26 protein-coding genes and 3 pseudogenes are annotated in these 23,687 nt (G+C 63.2%); 10 read left to right on the top strand and 19 right to left on the bottom strand.

What is annotated here, in order from left to right:
* The first annotated feature begins 83 nt into the window (after positions 1-83).
* Positions 84-1,301 carry an argininosuccinate synthase gene (locus J7573_RS04795; protein WP_294326457.1) on the top strand — a complete coding sequence of 406 codons (1,218 nt, stop codon included), beginning with the start codon at positions 84-86 and terminating at the stop codon, positions 1,299-1,301.
* A gap of 71 nt (positions 1,302-1,372) precedes the next feature.
* Here the strand turns inward: J7573_RS04795 and J7573_RS04790 are convergent, their stop codons facing one another.
* Positions 1,373-1,813 (bottom strand): hypothetical protein, encoded by a 441-nt coding sequence (locus tag J7573_RS04790; protein ID WP_294326454.1) that lies wholly within the window; start codon positions 1,811-1,813, stop codon positions 1,373-1,375.
* Between the two features lie 280 nt (positions 1,814-2,093).
* Between J7573_RS04790 and J7573_RS04785 the strand changes: the two genes are divergently transcribed.
* Positions 2,094-2,720, top strand: coding sequence for a response regulator transcription factor (locus J7573_RS04785; protein WP_294326838.1), 627 nt, complete (start codon positions 2,094-2,096; stop codon positions 2,718-2,720).
* Between the two features lie 44 nt (positions 2,721-2,764).
* On the opposite strand, the gene J7573_RS04780 is transcribed toward J7573_RS04785, so the two are convergent.
* From J7573_RS04780 to metG, 8 genes and pseudogenes are all read right to left on the bottom strand, one after another.
* Positions 2,765-2,941 carry a PA3496 family putative envelope integrity protein gene (locus tag J7573_RS04780; RefSeq protein ID WP_027918964.1) on the bottom strand — a complete coding sequence of 59 codons (177 nt, stop codon included), beginning with the start codon at positions 2,939-2,941 and terminating at the stop codon, positions 2,765-2,767.
* Positions 2,942-3,045: 104 nt separating this feature from the next.
* The gene (gene nth, locus J7573_RS04775; RefSeq protein ID WP_294326446.1) at positions 3,046-3,684 is read right to left on the bottom strand and encodes an endonuclease III; all 639 of its coding nucleotides are present in this window, start codon (positions 3,682-3,684) and stop codon (positions 3,046-3,048) included.
* A gap of 4 nt (positions 3,685-3,688) precedes the next feature.
* On the bottom strand, positions 3,689-4,207 hold the full coding sequence (locus J7573_RS04770; RefSeq protein ID WP_294326443.1) for an Rnf-Nqr domain containing protein: 519 nt from the start codon (positions 4,205-4,207) through the stop codon (positions 3,689-3,691).
* Positions 4,200-4,802, bottom strand: coding sequence for an RnfABCDGE type electron transport complex subunit G (locus tag J7573_RS04765; protein WP_294326441.1), 603 nt, complete (start codon positions 4,800-4,802; stop codon positions 4,200-4,202). The genes J7573_RS04770 and J7573_RS04765 overlap by 8 nt, the downstream gene beginning before the upstream one ends.
* On the bottom strand, positions 4,799-5,770 hold the full coding sequence (locus tag J7573_RS04760; RefSeq protein WP_294326439.1) for an RnfABCDGE type electron transport complex subunit D: 972 nt from the start codon (positions 5,768-5,770) through the stop codon (positions 4,799-4,801). The genes J7573_RS04765 and J7573_RS04760 overlap by 4 nt, the downstream gene beginning before the upstream one ends.
* A gap of 22 nt (positions 5,771-5,792) precedes the next feature.
* A pseudogene (rsxB, locus tag J7573_RS04755) lies at positions 5,793-6,434 on the bottom strand (electron transport complex subunit RsxB); the annotation flags it as partial.
* On the bottom strand, positions 6,431-6,979 hold the full coding sequence (locus tag J7573_RS04750; RefSeq protein ID WP_294326437.1) for an Rnf-Nqr domain containing protein: 549 nt from the start codon (positions 6,977-6,979) through the stop codon (positions 6,431-6,433). The pseudogene rsxB and the gene J7573_RS04750, both read right to left, overlap by 4 nt.
* A gap of 89 nt (positions 6,980-7,068) precedes the next feature.
* Positions 7,069-9,108 (bottom strand): methionine--tRNA ligase, encoded by a 2,040-nt coding sequence (metG, locus tag J7573_RS04745; protein ID WP_159409130.1) that lies wholly within the window; start codon positions 9,106-9,108, stop codon positions 7,069-7,071.
* 156 nt (positions 9,109-9,264) lie between these two features.
* Between metG and apbC the strand changes: the two genes are divergently transcribed.
* On the top strand, positions 9,265-10,359 hold the full coding sequence (apbC, locus tag J7573_RS04740; RefSeq protein ID WP_159409131.1) for an iron-sulfur cluster carrier protein ApbC: 1,095 nt from the start codon (positions 9,265-9,267) through the stop codon (positions 10,357-10,359).
* Between the two features lie 199 nt (positions 10,360-10,558).
* Here apbC and J7573_RS04735 read toward each other — a convergent pair whose 3' ends face one another.
* Positions 10,559-10,768, bottom strand: coding sequence for a cold-shock protein (locus J7573_RS04735; RefSeq protein ID WP_003254922.1), 210 nt, complete (start codon positions 10,766-10,768; stop codon positions 10,559-10,561).
* Positions 10,769-11,096: 328 nt separating this feature from the next.
* On the opposite strand from J7573_RS04735, the gene dcd reads away from it, so the two are divergent.
* Positions 11,097-11,663, top strand: a complete 567-nt coding sequence (dcd, locus tag J7573_RS04730; protein WP_003258001.1) for a dCTP deaminase — start codon at positions 11,097-11,099, stop codon at positions 11,661-11,663.
* Between the two features lie 99 nt (positions 11,664-11,762).
* Positions 11,763-11,990, top strand: coding sequence for a hypothetical protein (locus J7573_RS04725; RefSeq protein ID WP_294326325.1), 228 nt, complete (start codon positions 11,763-11,765; stop codon positions 11,988-11,990).
* On the opposite strand, the pseudogene J7573_RS04720 reads toward J7573_RS04725, so the two are convergent.
* The 8 genes and pseudogenes from J7573_RS04720 to J7573_RS04685 all read right to left on the bottom strand — a co-directional run.
* Positions 11,991-12,165, bottom strand: a pseudogene (locus tag J7573_RS04720) (DEAD/DEAH box helicase); the annotation flags it as partial.
* A gap of 55 nt (positions 12,166-12,220) precedes the next feature.
* Positions 12,221-13,336 (bottom strand): succinylglutamate desuccinylase/aspartoacylase family protein, encoded by a 1,116-nt coding sequence (locus tag J7573_RS04715; protein WP_294326323.1) that lies wholly within the window; start codon positions 13,334-13,336, stop codon positions 12,221-12,223.
* Between the two features lie 98 nt (positions 13,337-13,434).
* A pseudogene (locus J7573_RS04710) lies at positions 13,435-13,793 on the bottom strand (ATP-dependent DNA ligase); the annotation flags it as partial.
* A 105-nt stretch (positions 13,794-13,898) separates the two neighbouring features.
* Complete coding sequence (locus J7573_RS04705; protein WP_294326307.1) at positions 13,899-16,340, bottom strand: penicillin acylase family protein; 2,442 nt, start codon at positions 16,338-16,340, stop codon at positions 13,899-13,901.
* Between the two features lie 147 nt (positions 16,341-16,487).
* The gene (locus tag J7573_RS04700; protein WP_023379046.1) at positions 16,488-16,688 is read right to left on the bottom strand and encodes an SEC-C metal-binding domain-containing protein; all 201 of its coding nucleotides are present in this window, start codon (positions 16,686-16,688) and stop codon (positions 16,488-16,490) included.
* A gap of 7 nt (positions 16,689-16,695) precedes the next feature.
* Complete coding sequence (locus J7573_RS04695) at positions 16,696-17,172, bottom strand: LEA type 2 family protein (protein WP_294326299.1); 477 nt, start codon at positions 17,170-17,172, stop codon at positions 16,696-16,698.
* 2 nt (positions 17,173-17,174) lie between these two features.
* Complete coding sequence (locus J7573_RS04690; protein ID WP_294326298.1) at positions 17,175-17,651, bottom strand: YchJ family protein; 477 nt, start codon at positions 17,649-17,651, stop codon at positions 17,175-17,177.
* 2 nt (positions 17,652-17,653) lie between these two features.
* The gene (locus tag J7573_RS04685; RefSeq protein ID WP_110639620.1) at positions 17,654-18,148 is read right to left on the bottom strand and encodes a DUF6231 family protein; all 495 of its coding nucleotides are present in this window, start codon (positions 18,146-18,148) and stop codon (positions 17,654-17,656) included.
* Between the two features lie 159 nt (positions 18,149-18,307).
* Here J7573_RS04685 and J7573_RS04680 point away from each other — a divergent pair, with 159 nt between their 5' ends.
* The 4 genes from J7573_RS04680 (at position 18,308) to J7573_RS04665 (ending at position 20,927) form a co-directional block, all read left to right on the top strand.
* Positions 18,308-18,997: an OmpA family protein gene (locus J7573_RS04680; RefSeq protein ID WP_294326296.1), complete on the top strand. Its 690-nt coding sequence runs from the start codon at positions 18,308-18,310 to the stop codon at positions 18,995-18,997.
* A gap of 88 nt (positions 18,998-19,085) precedes the next feature.
* The gene (locus J7573_RS04675; RefSeq protein WP_294326295.1) at positions 19,086-19,799 is read left to right on the top strand and encodes an OmpA family protein; all 714 of its coding nucleotides are present in this window, start codon (positions 19,086-19,088) and stop codon (positions 19,797-19,799) included.
* 101 nt (positions 19,800-19,900) lie between these two features.
* Positions 19,901-20,176 carry a DUF1145 domain-containing protein gene (locus tag J7573_RS04670; protein WP_079226805.1) on the top strand — a complete coding sequence of 92 codons (276 nt, stop codon included), beginning with the start codon at positions 19,901-19,903 and terminating at the stop codon, positions 20,174-20,176.
* Complete coding sequence (locus J7573_RS04665) at positions 20,169-20,927, top strand: collagen-like protein (protein WP_294326293.1); 759 nt, start codon at positions 20,169-20,171, stop codon at positions 20,925-20,927. Before J7573_RS04670 ends, J7573_RS04665 begins: the two co-directional genes overlap by 8 nt.
* A gap of 35 nt (positions 20,928-20,962) precedes the next feature.
* On the opposite strand, the gene J7573_RS04660 is transcribed toward J7573_RS04665, so the two are convergent.
* The gene (locus J7573_RS04660; RefSeq protein ID WP_294326291.1) at positions 20,963-21,427 is read right to left on the bottom strand and encodes a CopD family protein; all 465 of its coding nucleotides are present in this window, start codon (positions 21,425-21,427) and stop codon (positions 20,963-20,965) included.
* Positions 21,428-21,525: 98 nt separating this feature from the next.
* Here J7573_RS04660 and dinG point away from each other — a divergent pair, with 98 nt between their 5' ends.
* The gene (gene dinG / locus J7573_RS04655) at positions 21,526-23,670 is read left to right on the top strand and encodes an ATP-dependent DNA helicase DinG (RefSeq protein ID WP_294326289.1); all 2,145 of its coding nucleotides are present in this window, start codon (positions 21,526-21,528) and stop codon (positions 23,668-23,670) included.
* Positions 23,671-23,687: the final 17 nt, after the last annotated feature.

Raw genomic sequence — 23,687 nt, 5'->3', positions numbered from 1 at the left:
TCAGAAGCTGTCGCCCCACTGTAAATTTATCCGCAACGCCGGTAGAATCGATCCCTTTCCGTACAACCCCGTGGAGTGATGGCATGGCGGACGTAAAAAAGGTCGTACTGGCGTATTCCGGCGGCCTTGATACTTCGGTGATTCTCAAGTGGCTGCAGGATACCTACAACTGCGAAGTGGTGACCTTCACTGCTGACCTGGGTCAGGGCGAAGAAGTCGAGCCGGCTCGCGCCAAAGCCCAGGCGATGGGCGTAAAAGAGATCTACATCGACGACCTGCGCGAAGAGTTCGTGCGTGATTTCGTCTTCCCGATGTTCCGCGCCAACACCGTCTACGAAGGCGAGTACCTGCTGGGTACCTCCATCGCCCGCCCGCTGATCGCCAAGCGCCTGATCGAAATCGCCAACGAAACTGGCGCCGACGCCATTTCCCACGGTGCTACCGGCAAGGGTAACGACCAGGTTCGCTTCGAACTGGGTGCTTACGCCCTCAAGCCAGGCGTCAAGGTCATCGCCCCATGGCGCGAGTGGGACCTGCTGTCCCGCGAGAAGCTGATGGACTACGCCGAGAAGCACGGTATCCCGATCGAGCGCCACGGCAAGAAGAAGTCGCCGTACTCGATGGACGCCAACCTGCTGCACATCTCCTACGAAGGCGGTGTCCTGGAAGATACCTGGACCGAGCACGAAGAAGACATGTGGCGCTGGAGCGTCTCGCCAGAAAACGCCCCGGACCAGGCTACCTACATCGAGCTGACCTACCGCAATGGTGACATCGTCGCCATCGACGGCGTCGAGATGACCCCGGCCACCGTGCTTGCCGAGCTGAACCGCATCGGCGGCGCCAACGGTATCGGCCGTCTGGACATCGTAGAGAACCGTTACGTGGGCATGAAGTCCCGCGGCTGCTACGAAACCCCTGGTGGCACCATCATGCTCAAGGCCCACCGCGCCATCGAGTCGATCACCCTGGACCGCGAAGTCGCTCACCTGAAAGACGAGCTGATGCCGAAGTACGCCAGCCTGATCTACACCGGTTACTGGTGGAGCCCGGAGCGCCTGATGCTGCAGAAGATGATCGACGCTTCTCAGGTCAACGTTAACGGCGTCGTGCGCCTGAAACTGTACAAGGGCAACGTCATCGTGGTTGGCCGCAAGTCGGACGACTCGCTGTTCGATGCCAATATCGCGACCTTCGAAGAAGACGGCGGCGCCTACAACCAGGCCGATGCGGCCGGGTTCATCAAGCTCAACGCGCTGCGCATGCGTATCGCTGCCAACAAAGGCCGCGGGATGCTCTGAGCATCTGGCTGAAGTGGCAAACAAACCCCGGCTCTGCCGGGGTTTTTTTTGCCTTCTGGACGCTGGCCTGATCAATATCCATGGAGTAGATCCTCAGGCAAGTGGGTGGTAGAAAGATCCACGCACTGCTGTAAGTCCATATTGCACAAGCGCCAACGCCTGTTTTCGACATGCGGTTGGGTAATAGCTTGCAGGATTTGTTGTTCTATCAGCTTCTGTGCGTCAGGGCCGGAAAACATCATGGTTACAGTTTCTTGGATGTCGGGCTGCGTCGCTTGTTCAGGGATGTTCTTCTGCTCGGCAGGGTCAGGTTTGTAAAAGGACTTGTAGTTGAAGTTCAAGGTGAGAAAGAACAGGGCTGTGAGGAAGAATGGAAACCCTACAAGGAACCATGTGTAGTACGTCTGACTTTTTTCGCTGAGAAAAGGCAAGGTTGCCAAGGCTGAAGCTTCAATGATGCCGGCGAAAATGGCGATTATCGTCAGTGGAGCCACAGGTTGGTTCTCGTTCATGATTATTGCCTCCTGCATGTTTTTCTTATCAATAACCTACTAACTGCCTCAACTAAATTGTGGACTTTTTCCGGGGCAGGGAAAATGGATCACGTTTCGATTTGCGGGTTCGTAAGTGCACTCGCGAGAAGGCTATAAATTTTTCTTGTAGGAAAATTCCCAAACCGATGTAAGGTTCATCTATTCGGCTATTTGTGCGGGGAATCGACGCGCCATTGAGCGTTCTGCTCGGTTATTGTGAGGCAGTCGTCAAAGCAGAATAATGAATGATGGATATCGCATGAATAAAGTCCTTATCGTGGATGATCATCCGGTCATACGCTTGGCAGTGCGCATGCTGATGGAACGGCATGGTTACGATGTTGTTGCGGAAGCCGACAACGGCATAGCGGCCTTGCAGCTCACTCGCGAACACCTCCCCGATATTGTCGTACTCGATATCGGCATCCCCAAGCTCGACGGGCTGGAAGTCATCGCCCGTATGGCTGCGGCCAGCCCAGGCAGCCGTGTCCTGGTGCTGACCTCCCAGGCGCCCGGGCATTTCTCCATGCGCTGCATGCAGGCGGGGGCTTCAGGCTATGTGTGCAAGCAGCAGGAACTCACCGAACTGCTCAGTGCCATCAAGGCTGTGCTCTCTGGTTACAGCTATTTCCCGAATCAGGCTTTGCATAAGTCCCACGGCCGGGTGGGAGGCGCCAGCGAGGCTGAAATGGTAGATCGCCTGTCGGCAAGGGAGATGATGGTGCTGCAGCAGCTTGCACGCGGTCGCTCCAACAAGGAAATTGCCGACAGCATGTTCCTCAGCAACAAGACGGTCAGCACCTACAAGACGCGTCTGCTGCTGAAGCTGAATGCCCATTCACTGGTGGACCTGATCGAGTTGGCCCGGCGTCATGGCCTGAACTGAGCCCGGCAAGCACAAAGCCTCCGCGAAGGAGGCTTTGTGCGAGGCTACAGGTCGTAGTCGAAGTCGGCGAGCTGCCGTTGCAGGCGTCGCTCTTCGAGGAGGTTGTCAATGGTGCGACGCTTGCTCAGGTTGGTCTTCGCGGTTTCTACCTGAGGCTCCGCTTCGTCGTCAGCGGTGGCAAAGTCATCTTCGATCGACAGGTCGTCTTTATCGGTACTCATGAGTCGCTCCAAGCCAAAGGGCCATTGGCCGTCCTTATAGCGAGAAAGCGAAGTCCGGTAAAAAAGATTTTTTCAATCACGATGCAGCTGTTTTTGCTATTGGCTCAATCGTCGGAGGTCTTGTGCTTGTATTCGCACAGATCTTCGATGCGGCAGCTACCGCAACGAGGCTTGCGTGCCTGGCACACGTAGCGGCCATGCAGGATGAGCCAATGATGGGCGTCGAGCAGGTAGTCCCTGGGGACGAACTTGAGCAGTTTCTTTTCGACTTCGAGCACAGTCTTGCCGGGTGCAATGCCGGTGCGGTTGCTGACCCTGAAAATGTGCGTGTCGACGGCCATGGTCGGCTGGCGGAAGGCGGTGTTGAGTACCACGTTGGCAGTCTTGCGGCCAACGCCCGGCAGCGCTTCCAGTGCTTCTCGGGTCTGCGGCACTTCGCCGTCATGGCGTTCGATCAACAGGCGGCACGCCTCGATGACGTTCTTGGCCTTGCTGTTGTAGAGGCCAATGGTCTTGATGTATTCGCTCAGGCCCTCGACACCGAGCGCATGGATGGCCTGCGGTGTATTGGCGACCGGGAACAGGCGCGCAGTGGCCTTGTTGACGCCGACATCGGTGGACTGTGCGGAAAGCGTCACGGCAACCAGGAGCTCGAATGGCGTGGTGTAAGCCAATTCCGTTTTCGGGTCGGGGTTGTCTTCGTGCAGCCTGCGAAAGATCTCCAGGCGTTTGGCGGCATTCATGGGTTCAACGCTTTCCTTGACGACGTGTGAGGGTGGGGCGCAACCCATTGTACAAGGCCAGTAGCGCGCCGAGCACTAGCAGCCCACCTGACGGCAGGTGGGCCAGGTGCATGCCGGCGACATCGCCCAGCCATTGGCGGCCGGCGCCAAGCAACAAGCAGGCGAGCAGCAGGCCACTCAAATGCAGCAACAGTTGCCGCCAGCGCCCTTCAGTTGGCAGCAATGTGTCGATGACCAGACATTGCAGGCAGATCAGCGCAGGATAAAAACCAAGCGCCAGCGCCAATGGCAATGCCCAGGCCCGCAGTGCCAGTTGCAGGCAACTGGCAAGCGCAGCAAGCAGCAGCAAGCTTGCCAACCAGTACTTCGCGCCGTTGAGTGTTGCCCGCAGCTGGCTTAGCAAGGCTTGGTGGAGAAGGGGTAGCACGAGCATGCACGCGCCGATGGCCACTGCTTGCGGGAAGGTGCGCGTTGCACCCAGCAGCGGAGCCAGGCCGGTCACCAGCAGGCCGTATTTATTCATGGGCGGGGGCTCCGAGCAGCTCGCTGCGATGCTGGTCAAAATATCGCAATGCCTCCTGTTGGGCATCAATCACGGCCCGGGAAGTAACGGTCGCCCCGGCCAGTTGGTCGAAGTCGCCCTGGTCGCGCCTGAGCGCCCAGCGATCGCCTAGGCCGTGATGGGTAAACTGTGCCAGCCAGCCAGACTGCGGGTCGGCAATCTGACCGCCCAGTCCAGGGCTTTCCTGCTGTTCGATCACTCGAGTGCCGATCAGTCGGCCATCAGCGCCGATGGCAATGGTCAGCCTGATCGGGCCGGCATAGCCCTGAACCTGGCTCACCATCACGATGGCTGTTGGCGAAGTGCCAAGGGTTGCGCGATAGGCCGCGAGTACCTTGCTATGCAAGGGCTGATCGGCGGGCAATGGCAACGCGTTGTCCAGGGGGCGATTGTCGTAACTTTGCGCGGGCAGCACCGCCAGAAATTGGCCTGCCTGCAGTTGGCGCTGGGCGTCGATGATGGCAGGGCGAGTCCAGTGTTGCCAGGCCAGCGTTAACGCCAGCGCCGACCCACCGACAGCAAGTACCAGCAAGCTGCTGCGAACAGGTGCGATCATGGCGACACCTGCTGACGTTGCAAGGCAAACCGATCAAGGGCGGGGACCGCCAGGTTCATCAGCAATATGGCGAATGCCGTGCCATCCGGGTAACTGCCCCAAGTGCGGATCAGGTAGATCAGCGCGCCTGCGCCAAAGCCAAACAGCAACCTGGCCAGGTTGATCTTGGGGCCTGACACCGGCTCCGTGGCGATGAAGAACGCCGCCAGCATGGTTGAGCCGCTGAACAGGTGCAGCAGTGGCGAGCCGTTCGAATCCGAGCCGGAGCCATTCCAGGCCAACAGACTGAACAGGAACAGGCCGGCCAGCAGGCCTGCCGGGGCATGCCAGCTGATGACCTTGCGCTGCAAGAGAAACAGCCCGCCACACAGGAGTGCCTGGTTGATCCACTCGCTGTTGCGGCCGCCGAAATTGCCAAAACCGGAGTGGCTGGCGAAGAGCTCGTCGATGGTCAGGCTGCGGTTGTGACGCAGGCCATCGAGAATGGTCGGCCCCGCCCAGGCATCGATCTGGTTGCCACTGCCAGACACCAGCTGCAGGCTATCGATAAAGCCTACGGCCTGGCTGGGCCAGTGGGTCATTTGCAGCGGAAAGTTCAGCAGTACAAAGGCGTAACCGACCATTGCCGGGTTGAACAGGTTGCGGCCCACTCCGCCGAAGGCTTGCTTGCCGACGCCGATGGCAATGCCTGCTGCTGTTACAGGCAACCACCAGGGCGCTGGTGCAGGCAGGGCGATGGTCAGCAGCACTGCAGTTACCAGGGCACTGCCATCGTTCAATGCTGGTAGAACCGGCTGTCGACGCACAGCCAGCAGTGCTGCTTCGCAGCTCAGTGCACTACTGGCGCACAGCAACAGACTGAACATCACTCCCCAGCCCTGAGTCCAGAGGGCCGCGAGCAAGCCGGGCACGCAGGCCAGCAGCACCAGGCCCATGGCCTTTCGTAGCCGTGGGTCAGGGTTTGCCATGGTCGTGCCCGGCCGCTGTGTGCGCAGCATCGGCAGCGGCGGCTTTTTGCGCCTTGATCCGTTCGAGGGCGGCCTTGATCGCGTCTGGCGCGCCTTGTGTGGCTCCGGCCGCACGAGCCTGGCGCTGCGCTTCCCGGCGCGCGATATCGCGTTGCAGGCGGGCGTTTCGCTGTTCGTGGCGCTGACGCGCATGATCGCGGCGCTGGCGACGGGCCTGCAGTTGTTCGGGGGTATGGGCCAGTCCGCTGACAATCGGCACCACGGTGGCAGGCAGCGCTTGCATGTCGATGCAGTCGACGGGGCAGGGCGCCAGGCACAGGTCACAGCCGGTGCATTCGTCGGCGATGACGGTGTGCATCAGCTTTGCGGCGCCGACGATGGCATCGACCGGGCAGGCCTGAATGCATTTGGTGCAACCGATGCATTCGGCTTCGCGAATGAAGGCAACCTGGGGCGGTGCGCTTCCTCGTTGTGGGTCAGGCGCAAGCAGTGGCACTTCCAGCAGCACGGCCAGCGCGGCGATGGTTTCGCTGCCGCCTGGCGGGCACTTGTTGATGGCGTCGCCCGCAGCCAGGCTTTCGGCGTAGGGCCGACAGCCATTGTGGCCGCATTTGCCGCACTGGGTCTGCGGCAGCAGGGCGTCGATGCGTTGAATCAAGTTCATTGAGTGAAAAGTCCGTTGAATCCCGAGAACGCCAGGGCCATGACACCTGTACCGATCAATGTAATGGGCAAGCCGCGCAGCGCGGCCGGTACGTCAGGGTGCTGGCTGCGCAGGTGCAGGTCGTCGAACAGCATCAGCGCAAGCCAGAAGCCCAGGCCGGCCACTATCCCCCAGCACAACGTTGCCAGCGCCGAGGTGTCATCAGCCGTCACTTGCAGCACCAGGCCCAGTAGCAAGGCATTGCCCAGCAAGGGCAGCGCAAGGTCCCCGGTGGGCCACTGCGGGCGTAGCCTGGCCAACACCTGCGGCACGCCCCATGCCAGCAACGCCAGCCAGGGCAGCAGCAGGAACAGGCGCAAGTCCTGCAAATGCCAGGGGGCGATGATCAACCGTTCGAGCGCTTGCCCGCCGCTTGCCCCGAGCGCTATCGATAGGGCGCCTGCCAGGCCACAGACCTGTAGGCGCAGCCGGCTCAACGGCCGTTGTTGCAGGAGCAGGTGGCTGAACAGCGCAGCGCTGGCCAGGATCAGCATGTAGTCGTTCATGTGAATGACGATAGCCGGGAATCGCCTGGAGCGTCCGGCATTGGCGCGGCAGATGGAACTGCCCCGGCGGTGAGGCCGGGGCAGAAGGCTTACTTGATGCGCTGACCTGGCTTGGCGCCGCTGTCAGGGCTGAGCAGGTAGATCTCTTCGCCGCCAGGGCCGGCCGCCATGACCATGCCCTCGGACACGCCAAAGCGCATTTTCCGCGGCTTGAGGTTGGCCACCATCATGGTCAGGCGGCCTTCCAGCTGGGAGGGGTCTGGATAGGCCGACTTGATGCCGGAGAACACGTTGCGGCGCTCGTCGCCGATGTCCAGGGTCAGCTGCAGCAGCTTGTCGGCGCCAGGCACGGCTTCAGCCTTGACGATCAGCGCGACGCGCAGGTCAACCGCGGCAAAGGTGTCGAACTCGATTTCGGCAGACAGCGGGTCCTTGGTCAGCTCGCCGTTCCCGGCTGGTGCCTGGGCTTCGGCGGCCAGCAGGTCTTCCTTGCTGGCGGCGACCATGGCTTCGACCTTGGCCGGTTCGATACGGCTCATCAACGCCTTGAACGGGTTCAGTTGGTGGTTTTCCAGGCGCGACTGATGGTCGTTCCAGGTCAGTGGCGCGACGTTGAGGAATGCCTCGGCATCGGCGGCGAGCAGTGGCAGCACCGGTTTGAGGAAGATCACCAGCTGGCGGAACAGGTTGATGCCCTGGGCGCAGATGGCCTGGACTTCGTCCTGCTTGCCTTCCTGTTTGGCCAGCGACCAGGGCGCCTTGTCGGCGATCCAGGCGTTGGCACGGTCGGCCAGGGCCATGATTTCGCGCATGGCGCGGCCGAAGTCGCGGCCTTCATAGGCTTCGGCGATCGACGGGGCGGCAGCGAGGAAGGCCTCGGTCAGCTCCGGCGCAGCATCGCCCGCGACCATCACGCCCGCATTGCCTTTGTGGATGAAGCCGGCGCAACGGCTGGCGATGTTGACTACCTTGCCGACCAGGTCGGAGTTGACCTTCTGCACGAAGTCCTCGAGGTTCAGGTCGAGGTCATCGACGCCACGGCCAAGCTTGGCGGCATAGTAGTAGCGCAGGTATTCCGGCTGCAGGTGGTCCAGGTAGGTGCGGGCCTTGATGAAGGTGCCGCGCGACTTGGACATCTTCGCGCCGTTGACGGTCAGGTAGCCGTGCACGTTGACTGCAGTCGGCTTGCGGAATCCGGCGCCTTCGAGCATGGCTGGCCAGAACAGGGCGTGGAAGTTGACGATGTCCTTGCCGATGAAGTGGTACAGCTCGGCCTTGGAGCCTTCGTTCCAGAAGGCGTCGAAGTCCAGCTCCGGGCGGCGTGCGCAGAGGTTCTTGAAGCTGGCCATGTAGCCGATCGGCGCGTCCAGCCAGACGTAGAAGTACTTGCCCGGCTCGCCTGGGATCTCGAAGCCGAAGTACGGCGCATCACGCGAGATGTCCCACTCCTGCAGGCCGGAATCCAGCCATTCGGCGAGTTTGTTGGCGACGGCATCCTGCAGGGTGCCGCTGCGCGTCCACTGCTGCAGCATCGCCTGGAAGTCCGGCAGCTTGAAGAAGAAGTGCTGGGAATCGCGCAGTACCGGGGTGGCACCGGAGATCGCCGACTTGGGGTTCTTCAGTTCTGTCGGGGCGTAGGTGGCGCCGCATTTTTCGCAGTTGTCGCCGTACTGGTCTTCAGCCGCGCATTTCGGGCAGGTGCCCTTGATGAAACGGTCGGCGAGGAACATGCCCTTTTCAGGGTCGAAGTACTGGGTCACCGAACGGGTGGCGATGTGCCCGGCATCACGCAGGCGGCCGTAGATCAGGCTCGACAGCTCGCGGTTTTCGTCGCTGTGGGTGGAGTGGAAGTTGTCGAAGTCCACCAGGAAGTCGGCGAAGTCGCCACTGTGCTCGGCCTGGACATTGGCGATCAGTTGCTCCGGGGTGATGCCTTCTTTCTCGGCACGCAACATGATGGCCGAACCGTGGGCATCGTCGGCGCAGACGTAGATGCACTGGTTGCCGCGCAGCTTCTGGAAGCGCACCCACATGTCCGTCTGGATGTACTCCAGCATATGGCCAAGGTGGATGGATCCATTGGCATAGGGCAGGGCGCTGGTAACGAGAATCTGACGTGGCTCGGACATGGTGGCTCGGCTACTTATCTGGCTCGGGTAAAAATGAGGGTGATCGGCCACTATAAAGGGCCGGCGAAGATATTTCACCCCAAGCACGCATCTGCTGACGATTGACGGGTTAGGATAGGCGTCTGTTTCGTACTCAGTTTGCCAATGGGAGTGTCCATGAGTGCCGTCACCCGTGCCGCCGTCGAAGGCGTGCTTCGCCAGTACACCGACCCTTACCTGAACCAGGACCCGGTCAGCGCCGGTTGTGTGCGCGCCATCGACATCCAGGGCGGGCAGGTCGCTGTGCAGTTGCAGCTGGGCTATGCCGCCGGCCTGTTCAAGAACGGCTGGGCCCAGGTGCTGCAGACCGCGATCGAGAACCTCGACGGCGTCAGCTCAGCCCAGGTGTCGATCGACTGCGTGGTCGCCGCGCACAAGGCCCAGGCCCAGGTGCCGGCCATGGCCAACGTCAAGAACATCATTGCCGTGGCCTCGGGCAAGGGCGGGGTCGGCAAGTCGACCACCGCCGCCAACCTGGCCTTGGCCCTGGCCCGTGAAGGCGCCCGGGTGGGCATTCTCGATGCCGACATCTATGGCCCCAGCCAGGGCGTGATGTTCGGTATCGCCGAGGGTACCCGCCCGCAGATCCGTGAGCAGAAGTGGTTCGTGCCGATCAAGGCCCATGGCGTGGAAGTCATGTCCATGGCGTTCCTCACCGATGACAACACGCCGATGGTCTGGCGTGGGCCGATGGTGTCCGGTGCGTTGCTGCAGCTGGTGACCCAGACTGCCTGGGACGACCTGGATTACCTGGTCATCGACATGCCACCGGGGACTGGCGATATCCAGCTGACCCTGGCGCAGAAGGTGCCCGTAGCCGGTTCGGTGATCGTCACCACGCCACAGGACCTGGCCCTGCTGGATGCCAAGAAGGGTGTGGAGATGTTCCGCAAGGTCAACATCCCGGTGTTGGGCGTAGTGGAGAACATGGCCGTGCACATCTGCTCGAACTGCGGCCATGCCGAGCACCTGTTCGGTGAAGGCGGTGGCGAGAAGCTGGCGGCGCAATACGGCGTCGAACTGCTGGCCTCGCTGCCGCTGTCGATGCTGATCCGCGAGCAGGCCGACAGCGGCAAGCCGACGGCGATCGCCGAACCGGAAAGCCAGATTGCCATGGTCTACCAGGAGCTTGCCCGTCAGGTGGGCGCACGGATCGTGCTGCAGGAAGCGGCGGCGCCGGCGATGCCGAGCATCACCATCAGCGAAGACTGATCCGAAACCGAGTCGCCTGCTTCGCGGGTAAATCGGATCGCCGCACCGCCGCTCCCACAGGGATAGCGCAGCCTTCAAGTGTCGCGCGGTCTGTGTGGGAGCGGGCGAGCCCGCGAAGAAGCCAGCACCGATTTTCAGTCAGGCATAAAAAAACCCGCCAGAAGGCGGGTTTTTTTGAAAGCTAGGAAGCTAAATCGACTTAGGCGATTTGAACTTCTTCAGCCTGCATGCCTTTCTGGCCGCGGGTAGCGACGAAAGTAACAGCCTGGCCTTCTTTCAGGGTTTTGAAGCCGTCAGCTTGGATGGCTTTGAAGTGCACGAACAGGTCGTCGCCCGACTGAGGGGTGATGAAGCCGTAGCCTTTCTCATCGTTGAACCACTTAACAACACCGGATTGACGGTTGGACATTTTTCTGTCTCCTTGGACAATTTGATAACGGTCAGGAAAAACCCTGGCCGGGACTGAGCGCAAAGAGAGCAGAAAATTCAGCGATGGGCCGATCAGGATCGTGCATCAAACTAGAGATTCTCGGTGTCACGTGCAGCACAGTGGCGCCACCTTACCCCACTTTCCACGAGCTGCCAATGGTCTGTGAACGCTTTACGCAAATTCGGATCGACGGCGGCTGCAGCCCCCGTCCGGCGCGGGATGAGGCACTGGAACTTTAACCCGGGCGCCGGGACCGGTAAGATGCGCGTCTGGATTTTCCCCTCGCAACTCTTCAGGACACCCCGCCATGAGCATCAAATCGGACAAGTGGATTCGCCGCATGGCGCAGGAACACGGCATGATCGAACCGTTCGTCGAGCGCCAGGTGCGCGGCGAGCAGGACAGCCGGGTCATCTCCTTCGGCGTCTCCAGCTACGGCTACGACGTGCGCTGCGCCGACGAATTCAAGGTGTTCACCAACATCAACTCGGCCACCGTCGACCCGAAGAACTTCGACGCCGGCAGCTTCGTCGACATCAAGAGCGACGTCTGCATCATCCCGCCAAACTCCTTCGCCCTGGCCCGTACCGTTGAGTACTTCCGCATCCCGCGTGACGTGCTGACCATCTGCCTGGGCAAGAGCACTTACGCTCGTTGCGGCATCATCGTCAACGTCACCCCGCTCGAGCCTGAGTGGGAAGGCCACGTGACCCTGGAGTTCTCCAACACCACCACGCTGCCGGCGAAGATCTATGCCAACGAAGGCGTGGCGCAGATGCTGTTCCTGCAGTCCGACGAAGAGTGCGAAGTGTCGTACAAGGACCGTGGCGGCAAGTACCAGGGGCAGCGCGGCGTCACCCTGCCACGCACCTGATCCGACGAGCGCGGGGAATTAGTTTCCCTGATGGCACTCCAAGAGTTTGAACAGTGCCGATACGTATGCAGCGTGTCGGCCCTCGTCCAGGAGCTGCCAATGAAACTCAACCCCGCAATCAGTGCCAAGCTGGCCGTACTGCAGCCCAACCAGATCGGGTTGCTGGCGTGGTCACTGCTGGCGCATCCCCTGCCATTGCAGGCCGGTGGCGTTCCACACCAGCCTGACCCCGACACGCCGCAACCGCCGGAGCCCGGCGAACATCCGCCCATGGAACCGGGTGAGCCGACCCTGCCGGACGAGCCGCCACCGTCTCCCTTAGCCTGACTAGTTGGCGAGTGCCCACACCCGATCGCCCCTGCGACGAAGGCGCGTGCCCCCGCGGCAGGCTCTATCGCCATCCCCCGGTAAACTCGCCGAACGCCGGCAGCAGGCTGACCTGAGCATCGATCAGGAAGCAAGGCAGCCTGAGCCGTTGCTGTGCCCGCCTTCGCAACACATACCTGAGAAGGCTGTGCTTCTACAGACCACTCGCCGCATGCATTGGTTTTACCCGATCAGTTGGCCAGCAGGTAGCCGCTGCGCAACACCTGTTCACCGGCGACATGGGCGATGACCATGCCTGCCGTGGCCATGCGCCGCACGCTGCGGGCATAGAGCAGGCCGGGCTGGCTGTTGCGCACAGCAGTCACGCGGTCGTTGAGCGGGTCGATGACTTCGGCGATCAACTGCCCGGCCTCCAGGTGCTCACCTGGGCGGGCGTGGTACACCAGCAGCCCGCCCAGGGGCGCGGTCACGGGTTCGACGGCGGCCAGTGGCGTGGCCGGGCGTGGTAACTTCGGCAGTGGTGCGGCAGTGCCTTCGATGACACTGGCGTGGGTCAGGTAGTCGAGAATCGCCTGGCAGTCCTGGCTGGCCAGGTCATGGCTGACGTCGGCTTGGCCACGCAGTTCGACGGTGACCGAAACGCTGCCCAGCGGGATCGGGAAGTGCTTGCCAAAGCGTTGCTGCAGTTGCCACCAGACCAGGCTGAAACATTCGTCGAACGACTGCCCGCCGGAATCGGTGGCCAGCAGGCTGGCCTGGGCGCCCAGGTAGCGCGCCAGAGGTTCGACCTGCGGCCAGGCTTCCGGCGTGGTGTAAAGGTGTTCGACCGCTTCGAAGTCGCAGTGCAGGTCCAGTACCAGATCAGCATCGCAGGCCAGTCGTTGCAGGGTCAGGCGCTGGGACTGCAACGGAGTGCGCGCCGGGTGGGCGTCCAGGCCACGACGCAGGTATTCGCGGATGAGCGCCAGGTTGTGGGCCGGGTCCTGGGTCAGGTGGCCTTCGATCTGGTCGCCGATGCTGTCGGACAGGTCGACGAAATTGCGGTTGAAGTTCTCGCCGCTCTGCAGCTCGAAACGGCCTAAGGGCGCGTCCAGCATCACCTGCTCCAGGCCGACCGGGTTGGCCACCGGTACCAGGATGATCTCGCGCAGCAGGCGACCCTGCTGTTCCAGCTCGGCCAGGCGGCGCTTGAGATGCCAGGCCACCAGCATGCCGGGCAATTCGTCGGCATGCAGCGAGGCCTGGATATACACCTTGGCGCCACCGCGTGGGCCGAAGTGGAAGCTGTGCAATTGGCGGGTAATGCCCGGTACGGGCGAAAGCAGGTCGTGGGTTGAATGGTGCATGGTGGTCCTGGCTGCGTGGCGAAAACGGTCTGCGACACGGGTCGGCTCAAAGATAGAAGCATAATTTCCGATATTGCGCCTCACCGCGTTGCCTTCTTTCAGACCAGCAATGCCTGCAGGCTGGCCAGGTCATCGGCTTCCTCGACCGGCTTGTCCAGACGCCAGCGCAACATCCGCGGAAACCTGACAGCGAGGCCGCTCTTGTGGCGCCTGGATAGCGCAATCCCCTCGAAACCCGGCTCGAACACCAGGGTGGGGTGACGCTACACACCGGCCCGAAGGTTTCCACTGTGGGCCTGCGGATGATCGCGTCCACCTTGCGCATCTCTTCGTCGCTGAGCCCCGAATAGGCCTTGGCGAAGGGCGCCAGCGCGCGGTCGGGCGTGCCGGGTGGCGCGTTCCACACCGCGAAGGTGTAGTCGCTGTAGAGGCTGGCACGGCGACCATGCCCGCGCTGCAATAAGCCCAATTAGGGGAGAGCACAATGACTTTCGACTATCCAGAAACGCTTGACGCTCCCACGTAAGAAAAAGCCGCCAGTCCAGGCGGCTTTTCTACTTCACTAGCGCCCCGGCACCAACGTCAACCGCTGGCTGCCATAGGCCCGCCCGAAGTTCTGCGGCTGCAGCGGCAGGCTCATGAACCGCCCCTTGAACCAGGCATCCAGTCCGTCGTTGTAGTGCGAACTGGCCGGGTTGCCCGACTGGCCGTTGCTGGTCAGTACCTGCAGCGGCTCGGGCTGGCCGAAGTCGACGATCATCCGCGCCGAGGCCGGCAAACGGGTGTCGAAATCGCTGCCCCAGGCGTAAGGGGTCAGGGCCGGGGTGCTGAAATCGCCACCGGCGGCCATCGGCGAGCGGCTCAGTGCATCACCCAGGCCGTGGTAGGCAGGGGCCGGCCAGCGGTACTGGTGCAGCTTGCCCCACTGCCAGGCGCGGCGGTCACTGCCCAGTTGCGCGGTGCCGGCATCCACGGCAGCGGCCAGGCTGCGGGCGAGGATGGCCGGTTTGTCTTCTTTTTGCGGCGTGTTGCGATCGTCCCAGAACGGGCTGTCGTCGCGGCCCAGCAGGTGGTCGGCCTGGGCCGAGTACGACAGGCGGGCATTGCTGACGAATGCTTGCCAGGCGGGGCTAGACTCCGGGCCGAGGTCGTCGAGGAAGGTCTGCCGGGTCACTTCCTGGAGGAACAGCTCGTACAGGGCTGCATCCGCCGACACCGGGCTCAGGCGGCCATCGAAGGCCTTCAGCCGGGCCAGGGCGTCGCGCGCCTTGTCACGCTGGGCCGCGGGCAGGGCGTCGATCGCCTGCTTGAGCGGCTGGGCCATGCCGGGGGCGTCGAACATCTGCTTGAGCTTGTCGGCCAGCAACGTCACCTGATCGTTCTGCAGGGCCATCAGGCTGCGGCTGTCGTGACGGCCGTTGCCGGCCAGCTGGCCCAGGCGCTCGGCGCGCTCAGGGTAGTACCAGGTGCTGGACAGCTGCATGCCGTAGCCGCGCGGCAGGCTGCGCTGGTTGGCGTGGGCGATCCAGCCGGCCGGTGGATCCTGGTCATAGGGGTGCAGCATCGGGTCAGCATAACCGTCCCAGTCGTAGCGCCCGTCCCAGCCCGGTGACGGCAGCAGGCCCTGGCCTTCGCGGCGGTTCGGGTAGCGGCCGCTGACTTGCCAGCCGATGTGATCGGGCTCGGCGAAGACGAAGTTGAGCGCGGCAGTGGCGACTTCACGGGTGCTGTCGAAGGCGCGCTCCACATTCTGTGCGCGGGTCAGGTCGAACAGCGCATCGAGGCTGCGGTCGCCCTTGAGCTGCGGCAGGCTCAACGCCAGGCCCAGGCTGGCGTTCCCCGCCTGGGGCAGCAGGGTGCCGTGGCGGGTGTCGTACATCACCTCGCGCAGTGGGCGCTGGCCGCGGACGAAGAAGGTTTCGCTGCGGGCGCGGGCCGGCAGCCACTTGCCGTCGGCCAGGTAGGTCACTTGGTTGCCGGCATGACGCAATTGTTCCAGATACAGGTCCTGGTTGTCGGCCATCACCGCACTGCTGCTCCAGGCCAGCTTGCCGTTGTAGCCGGCCAGCACGATGGGCAGGCCCGGCAGTGACAGGCCGGCGACCTGGTACTTGCCGGTGTGGATCTGTACCGGGCTCAGTGCCCAGGTTGCGCGGCTGTCGCTGGCCAGCAGGCTCTTGCCGCTGCGGCTGCGTTGCGGCCCCAGCGCCAGGTTGGCCGAACCGGGGCTGCCGAGCAGGTCGAGGTCGGCGAGTTTCTGGCTGGCCGCCGCCAGCGCCGGCAAACCTGGCAGTTGGCTGCTCAGGTTCAGGCCCTTGAGTTTTTCCACCTCGGCCTCAGCCAGGGGCTCGTCCGGCGCGCCGGGCAGCAACCAGGGCAGCTTGTCGTTGCCGACTTTCTGCGCCAGGGTCAGGGCGCTGAGTTCTTCCTGCAGGTTTACCGACTGGCTGAAGGCATACAGGCTGAAGATCAGTGCCGAGTCTTCAGGCTTCCAGTACTCCGGGCGATAGCCACTGCTGGCAAGGCTGGCCGGCAGCTTGTCACGGTAGCGGAACAGGTAGGCGTTGACCCCACGGGCGTACACCTCGAAGAAGCGCTTCAGGCGTGGCGAGGCGTCGGCGTACTGCTGGGCGGCGCTCTGCTTGAGGTTGGCGGCGCGCATCAGGCGGTCGATATCCAGCGCTTCGCTGCCGGCCAACTCCGCCAGGCGGCCCTGGGCGAGCAGGCGCATGGCGAGCATCTGCTCGATGCGATCGCCGGCATGCACATAGCCGAGGGTGAACAGGGCGTCATGGAAGCTGCTGCTTTCGATCAGCGGTGCGCCCATGGCGTTGCGCCGGACCGAGACGCTCTGCGCCAGGCCCTTGAGTGCCTGCACGCCGGTAGTCGGTGGCACGCTGTCCTGATAGCCACCCATCTGGCAGCCGGCGAGCCCGAGCATGCCGAGCAACGAGGCGGCGGCGGTGAACCGCGGGCGGAAGGGAGGAAGGACGGGGGCGGCCATGACAAGGGCTCCTGCAAGGCGTGGCGGGGGTTCGAAAGGCGCTAAGGTAGTGAGCGCGCAGCTGCCGTGCAAGGTGCGGTGGAGCTTTATTTACCAGCGGTACCTGCACCGCCGTCATCGCCGCTGCAGGTACCTGCGTTCAAAGGATCAAGCGCCGTGGCACTTCTTGAACTTTTTCTGGCTGCCGCACGGGCACGGGTCGTTGCGGCCAACGTCCTTCAGGGCGTTGCGCACCGGCTCCTGGTGGCCGTGGTTGCAGTGCGGGCCGTGTACATGGCCGTGGTCGTGATCATGATGATCGTGACCGTGGTTGCAGTCCGGGCCATGAACATGGGGTTGCTGGGTCATTGCAGGGTTACTCCGGTATGAGATCGCCGGGGATTATCTCACCACTGCGCGACAAGTGCAGGTCCTGATGGACGATCAGACCGGTCTCCAGCTCGCCTTGCAGGCGGTAATGCAACGGCTGCCCGCTCTTGAGCAGCTTGGCCAATGGCTTCAGGTGTTGCCACAGGTTGGTCCGCGCCGTGATCTTGAACGTGCGCCTGGCATGCCCGCCGACGCTGCGCCAGAGGCTGACTTCGTCCTGCGCCAGTAGCAGGTCGTCGAGCCACACCGAATAATTCAGGTTGCGAATGAACAGGCGGCTGTCGTTGGGGTTGTCGACGCGCAGGTGCAGGACGAACTCCTGCTGCAGCAGCTGCGCCTTTACCGTTTCCACCTTGTCCAGGTGCAGCTCCGGCTTGCGCGAGTCATCGTCGCCCCAGCTCGCACAGCCTGCCAGCAGGGCCAGCAGGGCGCTGAGCAAGAACAGGCGGGGGGCGGCGATCATGCTCAGTTACCAACGTAGCTGGCGCAGCATTTCTTGAATTTCTGCCCGCTGGCGCAGGGGCAGGGGTCGTTGCGGCCGGCCTTGAGCGCGACAGTAGGGTCGATGAAGTACCAGCGTCGCTCGTGTTGCACGAAAGCAGACCGCTCTCGGTGCGTGTGGTCACCCTCCTGGTCATGCCAGCGCGCAGTGAAGGTCACGAACGCGTGTTCAGGCTGCCCGCCGAGCACTTCGGCACTTTCCACCTCCAGGCCCAGCCAGGTGCTCTGGGCACTCCATGCCGCCATGGCGGCGCGGTCCAGTTCGGCCTGCTGGGCCGGCAGGGTGGTAGCGACCAGATAGTCGACCAGCCCCAACACATAGGCGCTGTATCGCGAACGCATCAGCGTCTGGGCATCGGGCGCCGGGGTGCCGGCATGGTAGTGCCCGCAGCAGGCGTCGAGCAGGTTGCCGCTGCCACAAGGGCAAACCGAGACACTCATCATCACCACCAATACTTGCCGAAGTTTTCAGGGTTGGCCCAGAACTTGGCGTTGAGCCAGTCCGGGACCTGCTTGTAGTCATGTAGATCATAGGTGAACAAGCTCAACACCTGCTCATCACGGCGGAATTTCTCGCTGGCCGACAGTGCCAGGGAGAAGAAATCGGTGTCTTGCCAACCGCAGGCGGGCAGGTCGGCCAACACGGCAACCCGGCTTGCGTTGAGGTTGCGGATGCCGCCCAGCAGTTGCAGGCCGGTGCGTTTAGGCAAGTGTTCCAGGCAGTCCACCAGCACCGCCAGGTCGAAGCGTTGCGCAGCCAGCGCTGCCGGCAATGGCCCTGGCGCACAGGTTTCGATGGTCACCTGGGGGTGAGCCTGGGCAAAGGCATCCAGCGCCGGGAAGCGGGTGCCCACCAGCAGCAGGCGTTGCGGGGTGAAGCGCTCTAGCAGGGCGGCCAGGGCTTGTTGCGGGGTGCGCTGGGAAAAACCGTCGGTCATTGCCAATCCTCGTTCAAGTCATCCAAGACTAGCGGGCTGCTGCCCGCCGGCATAGAGGCAAGTGGCCGCGTCGTGGCTTATTGCTGGCAGGGATGGATTGCGCGGTCTTTACTCCCAGAGATCGGTCTTATGCCGATTTCCCTAGGAGAAGCTACGAAAATGAGCATAGTACGCACAGCGTTACCCCTGGTACTGCTCACCAGTGTGTTGACTGGTTGTGCAGGTTTGCAAAAAACCGACTGGCCGAAGTGTGCTGCCGTCGGGGGCGTCGCCGGTGCCGGCCTGGGTGCCATCGAGAGTTCCAGCTGGGCTGGCTGGGGCGCGCTGCTTGGTGGCGGCCTGGCGGCAGGCTATTGCTGGGCTCACGGCGATGGTGACGAAGACGGTGATGGCGTGCCGGACAGCCGTGACAAGTGCCCTCATACGCCGCACGGCGTGAAGGTCGATGCCAGTGGTTGCCCACTGCCACCTCCTGTGGTCGAGGAAGTCGTGGTGCAGAAGGAGGAAGTGATCGTTATTCGTGATGTGCGCTTCGAGTTCAATTCCTCGCGCCTGACTGCGGCCGACAAGGAGCGCCTGAATACGGTTGCCACTCGCCTGAAGCAGGAAGCACCGAGCGCCCGCCTGAGCGTGACCGGCCATACCGACAGCGTAGGCTCCGACAAGTACAACCAGAAGTTGTCCGAGCACCGCGCCCACGCGGTAACCGATTACCTCATCGAAAGCGGAGTGCCTCGTGCCAGCTTCATTTCGGTGGTAGGTGCCGGCGAAACCCAGCCAGTGGCGGATAATGCCACGGCCGAGGGGCGTGCCATGAACCGTCGTACCGAGATCAAGATCCAGCGTTGACGGCCCTGCGCCCGCGCCTTGAGAAGTGGCGCGGGCGCGTCTTTAATCCTGCTAGCCGGTTGCGGCCGATGACACAGGAGCATTCATCATGAGTGTAATGTCGAAGGCGGCGATGCCGTTGCTGGTGGTTACCAGCCTGCTTGCAGGCTGCGCCACCCACAGTGACGGCAGTGCGCCCCTCAATCAAAGGACTTGGCCTATCTGCAGCCTGCTCGGTGGTGCGCTAGGTGGTGGCCTTGGCGCCATCGAGAACTCGAGCTGGGCGGCTGGCCTCGGTGCACTTGGCGCGATCACCGGCGGGCTGATCTGCTATGCCCAGGATGGTGACGAAGATGGCGATGGCGTATTCGACCGTCGCGACCGCTGCCCCGACACCCCGGCCAACACCCCGGTCGACCACATGGGCTGCCCGCTGCCGCACTATCCGCCGTCCCAACCCGCACCGGAGCCCAAGCCCGAGGTGATCACCCTCGATGACCAGGGCCAGGTGATGTTCGCCTTCAATTCCGCCGACCTCACCCCGGGTAGCGAGGAGCGCCTGAAAAGCCTGCTGCCGCGCCTCAGCGAGCTGGGGGTCACGCGCATCAAGGTGGTTGGGCATACCGACAACGTCGGCTCCGACAGCTACAACCAGGCGCTTTCCGAACGCCGCGCCGCCAGTGTCGCCGAGTACCTGATTCGCCAGGGCCTGGCGCCGCAGAAGGTGACCAGCGAGGGCCGAGGCGCCCATGAGCCAATCGCCGACAACGGCACCGATGAAGGGCGCGCGCACAACCGACGGGTGGACTTGCACCTCAACTGACTGCACTGGCGTGTGCCTGGGCATGCAGGTAGTGTTGGCTGCGCGGCGCGTTTGCTCGGGCCGCGTAGACATAACAATAAATAGACACGTAGGGGCGGGGTATGAAGTTCATCCTGGGCCTGGGCAAGGTCCTGACCGTGGCGTTCTGGGGCGTGGTGCTGTTCAACCTGATGATGCCGCAACCGTTGCCGTTGAATCTGTTGATCAATGCCTTGGGCATTCTTGTGCTGAGCCTGCATTTTCTTGAAGTGCTGTTTTTCAACGGCAGCCTGCGAGGCCGCAGCCATCGCTGGTTCGACCGGCTGCAGATCCTGCTGACCGGTATCTTTCATGTCATGTCCATTCCCCGTCCGCAGGAGGCACCTCGCCATGCGTAAACTGATGTTGCTGGCGATGTTGGCCGCGCCCATGGCCCAGGCGCAGAGCCTGGAGGTAGCCCCCCATTCCATGCTGCGCCTGCCGAACAAGTCGGCCAGCGTGCACCTGGAGCAATTGCGTGTGGCGGACTCGGCGACCTTGCTGTTGCCGGCTACATTGACCGAGCTGAAAGTCGATCATCTGCAACTGGGCCGCGATGCGCGGATTGCCATTGCGCCTGCCGAAGCACCGTTGCTCATCGATGTACGCAGTGCTGTGCTGGGCGAGGGCAGCGAGATCAGCGCGCCAGGAGCGCCCGGCACCTACGAACGCGCTGCACGCTCTGGGCGCAGCCTGGAGTTGAAGCTTGCCGAGGTCGATGCCGAGCGTCTGGCCATCGATGCCCGTGGTGGCGCCGGAGCGCCAGGCTACATGGGCCTTGATGGCGCCAATGGCCAGGCGGGAGGCTGTACCTGGGGCCAGGCAAGCAAAGGGGCGAATGGCGATGATGGTGGCAACGGGCATGACGGTGCGCCTGGCGGGCGAATTCGTCTTAGCCTGCCGCAAGGCTTCCCGCAGGAGCGCATCGTGGTACGCCTGGAAGGCGGTGCGCCGGGCAAGGCCGGGGCTGCCGGCAAGGCCGGTAAGGGCGGGGCGAGCAAGGGTTGCCTGGTTTATCGCACCGATGCCGGGGCCAATGGCCGGCCGGGGCAGGAGGGGCAGCCTGGGTTGGCAGGCGCCGAGGGTGAACTGATTCTGCAGCGCCTCTGATAACGGGCGCCGGCCCATCGCCGGCACCCGCAACATCACATCAGCAGTCGCGAACTGGCCACTGCGACGACCGCCAGGCCAAGCAGCAGGTTGATCCCCACCATCCGCCGAATGCGCCCCAGCACGGCGGCGCCTGCCGGCCAGTCCTCGGCCTGCACCGCCGCCTTGAGCTCCGGCAGCAGCAATGCCTGGATGCGCATGAACAGCGCGAACATGGCAATCCCGCCGCCAATCATCACCTGCACATATTTGGGCGCCGTCTCGAAGCCGCTGAAGCGCATGTGCAACATGCCGATACCACTTATCGCCAGAATCGCCACGGCGAGCCAGACCCAAACGAAGAAGCGTCGGAAAACTTCCACCCACAACCGCAGCCGGGCAGGCCCTTCAAGGGCTGCAACCGTTGCCGGGCGCAGCACCAACCAGGCGAAGAACATGCCGCCGACCCATACCAGGGCGGCAAGGACATGCAATGTGTAGGGCAGGGCAAAGGCTAGCATCCGGATCTCCATGCGGCACAAAGGGCAATAGCGGGGTATGATAGCCGCCCCATGTGAAACACTGAAAATATATCCAGCCCTCCGGGCGCCTGCAGACCATGATCAGCAACGAACTCAAAGCCACCATCCAGGGCGCCTACACGCGTTTTCTCGAAGCCAAGAGCCTCAAGCCGCGGTATGGCCAGCGCCTGATGATCGCCGAAGTGGCCAAGGTGCTCGGCGACATCGCCTGTGACGACGAAGGCCGCCGCGCCGGCGAACCTGCCGTGGTTGCGGTGGAGGCGGGCACCGGTACCGGCAAGACGGTCGCCTACGCGCTGGCCGCGATCCCGGCCGCCAAGGCCGCCGGCAAGCGCCTGGTGATTGCCACCGCAACCGTGGCCTTGCAAGAGCAGATCGTCATCAAGGACTTGCCGGACCTGATGCGTAACAGCGGCCTGAACTTCAGCTTCGCCCTGGCCAAGGGGCGCGGTCGCTACCTGTGCCTGTCCAAACTCGACATCCTGCTACAGGAGGGCCACGCGCAGTCGGCCACTGCCCAGCTGTTCGAAGAAGAAGGCTTCCACATCGAGGTCGACGAGCGCAGCCAGAAGCTGTTCAACAGCATGATCGAAAAGCTCGCCGGCAACCGTTGGGATGGCGACCGCGACAGCTGGTCGGAGGCCATAGAGGACCAGGATTGGGCGCGCCTGACCACTGACCACAGCCAGTGCACCGGTCGCCACTGCCCGAATTTCCAGCAATGCGTGTTCTACAAGGCCCGTGAGGGCATGGGCAAGGTCGATGTGATCGTCACCAACCACGACATGGTCCTGGCCGACCTGGCCCTGGGCGGTGGCGCGGTGCTGCCCGACCCGCGCGACACCTTGTACGTGTTCGACGAAGGCCACCACCTGCCTGACAAGGCCATCGGTCACTTCGCCCATTATTCGCGCCTGCGCTCCACTGCCGACTGGCTGGAGCAGACCGCCAAGAACCTGACCAAGCTGCTGGCCCAGCACCCGCTGCCGGGCGACCTGGGCAAGTACATCGAGCAGGTGCCGGAGCTGGCGCGGGAAGTGCGTACCCAGCAGCAGTTCATGTTCACCCTGTGCGAGCAGGTCGCCGACTTCCGCCCGAGCGAGGACACAGAAGGCCGGGAGCGCCCGCGTTACCGCTTCGAGGGCGGTGTGGTGCCGGAGCAGATTCGCGAAGTCGGCATCGAGCTGAAAAAGGGCTTCGCCCGCCTCAATGACCTGTTCACCCGCCTGGCCGACCTGCTCAAGGAAGGCATGGACGGTGAGGTCAACATCGGTATCGCCAGCCACCAGGCCGAGGAGTGGTACCCGCTGTTCGGCAGCCTGGTCACCCGCGCCCAGGGCAACTGGGAGCTGTGGACCGCGTTCACTGCCGAAGACCCGGAAGACAGCCCGCCCATGGCGCGTTGGCTGACCCTGGCCGAAAGTGGTGCGCTGTTCGACATCGAGGTCAATGCCAGCCCGATTCTCGCCGCCGAAATGCTGCGGCGCAGCCTCTGGAGTGTCGCCCATGGCGCCCTGGTGACCTCGGCTACATTGACCGCGCTGGGCAAGTTCGACCGCTTCCGCATGCGCTCGGGGCTGCCCCGCGATGCCGTCACCTGTGTGGTCCCAAGCCCGTTCGTGCACGGCGATGCCGGCCTGTTGCGGGTCCCCGACCTCAAGGCCGACCCGCGTGACGCGGCGGCACACACCGCGGCGATCATCCGTGAGCTGCCGAGCATCGTCGAAGATGCCCGTGGCGCGCTGGTGCTGTTCTCTTCGCGCAAGCAGATGCAGGAAGTGTTCGACGGCCTGGACCGTGACTGGCGCAAGCTGGTGCTGATCCAGGGCAACCTGTCCAAGCAGGAAACCTTGAACAAGCACAAGGCACGGGTCGACGACGGCCAGCACAGTGTGCTGTTCGGCCTGGCCAGCTTCGCCGAGGGTGTCGACCTGCCAGGCGCTTATTGTGAACATGTGGTCATCGCCAAGATCCCCTTCGCCGTGCCCGACGACCCGGTCGAAGCGGCCCTGGCCGAATGGATCGAAGCCCGTGGCGGCAACCCGTTCATGGAGATTGCCGTGCCCGATGCCTCGCTGAAGCTGATCCAGGCCTGCGGTCGCCTGCTGCGTACCGAGCAGGATCGCGGCGTCATCACCTTGCTGGATCGGCGTCTGGTCACGCAGCGCTACGGCAAGGCTATTCTCAATGCGCTGCCGCCATTCCGGCGGGAGATTTCCTGACGGCCGGAGCACGATGC

Origin of the sequence: Pseudomonas sp., assembly GCF_017744435.1 — a bacterium.
Classification (GTDB): Bacteria; Pseudomonadota; Gammaproteobacteria; order Pseudomonadales; family Pseudomonadaceae; genus Aquipseudomonas.
Note: the sequence above shows the minus strand (reverse complement) of the source record. Positions and strands in the feature narration are given on the sequence as shown.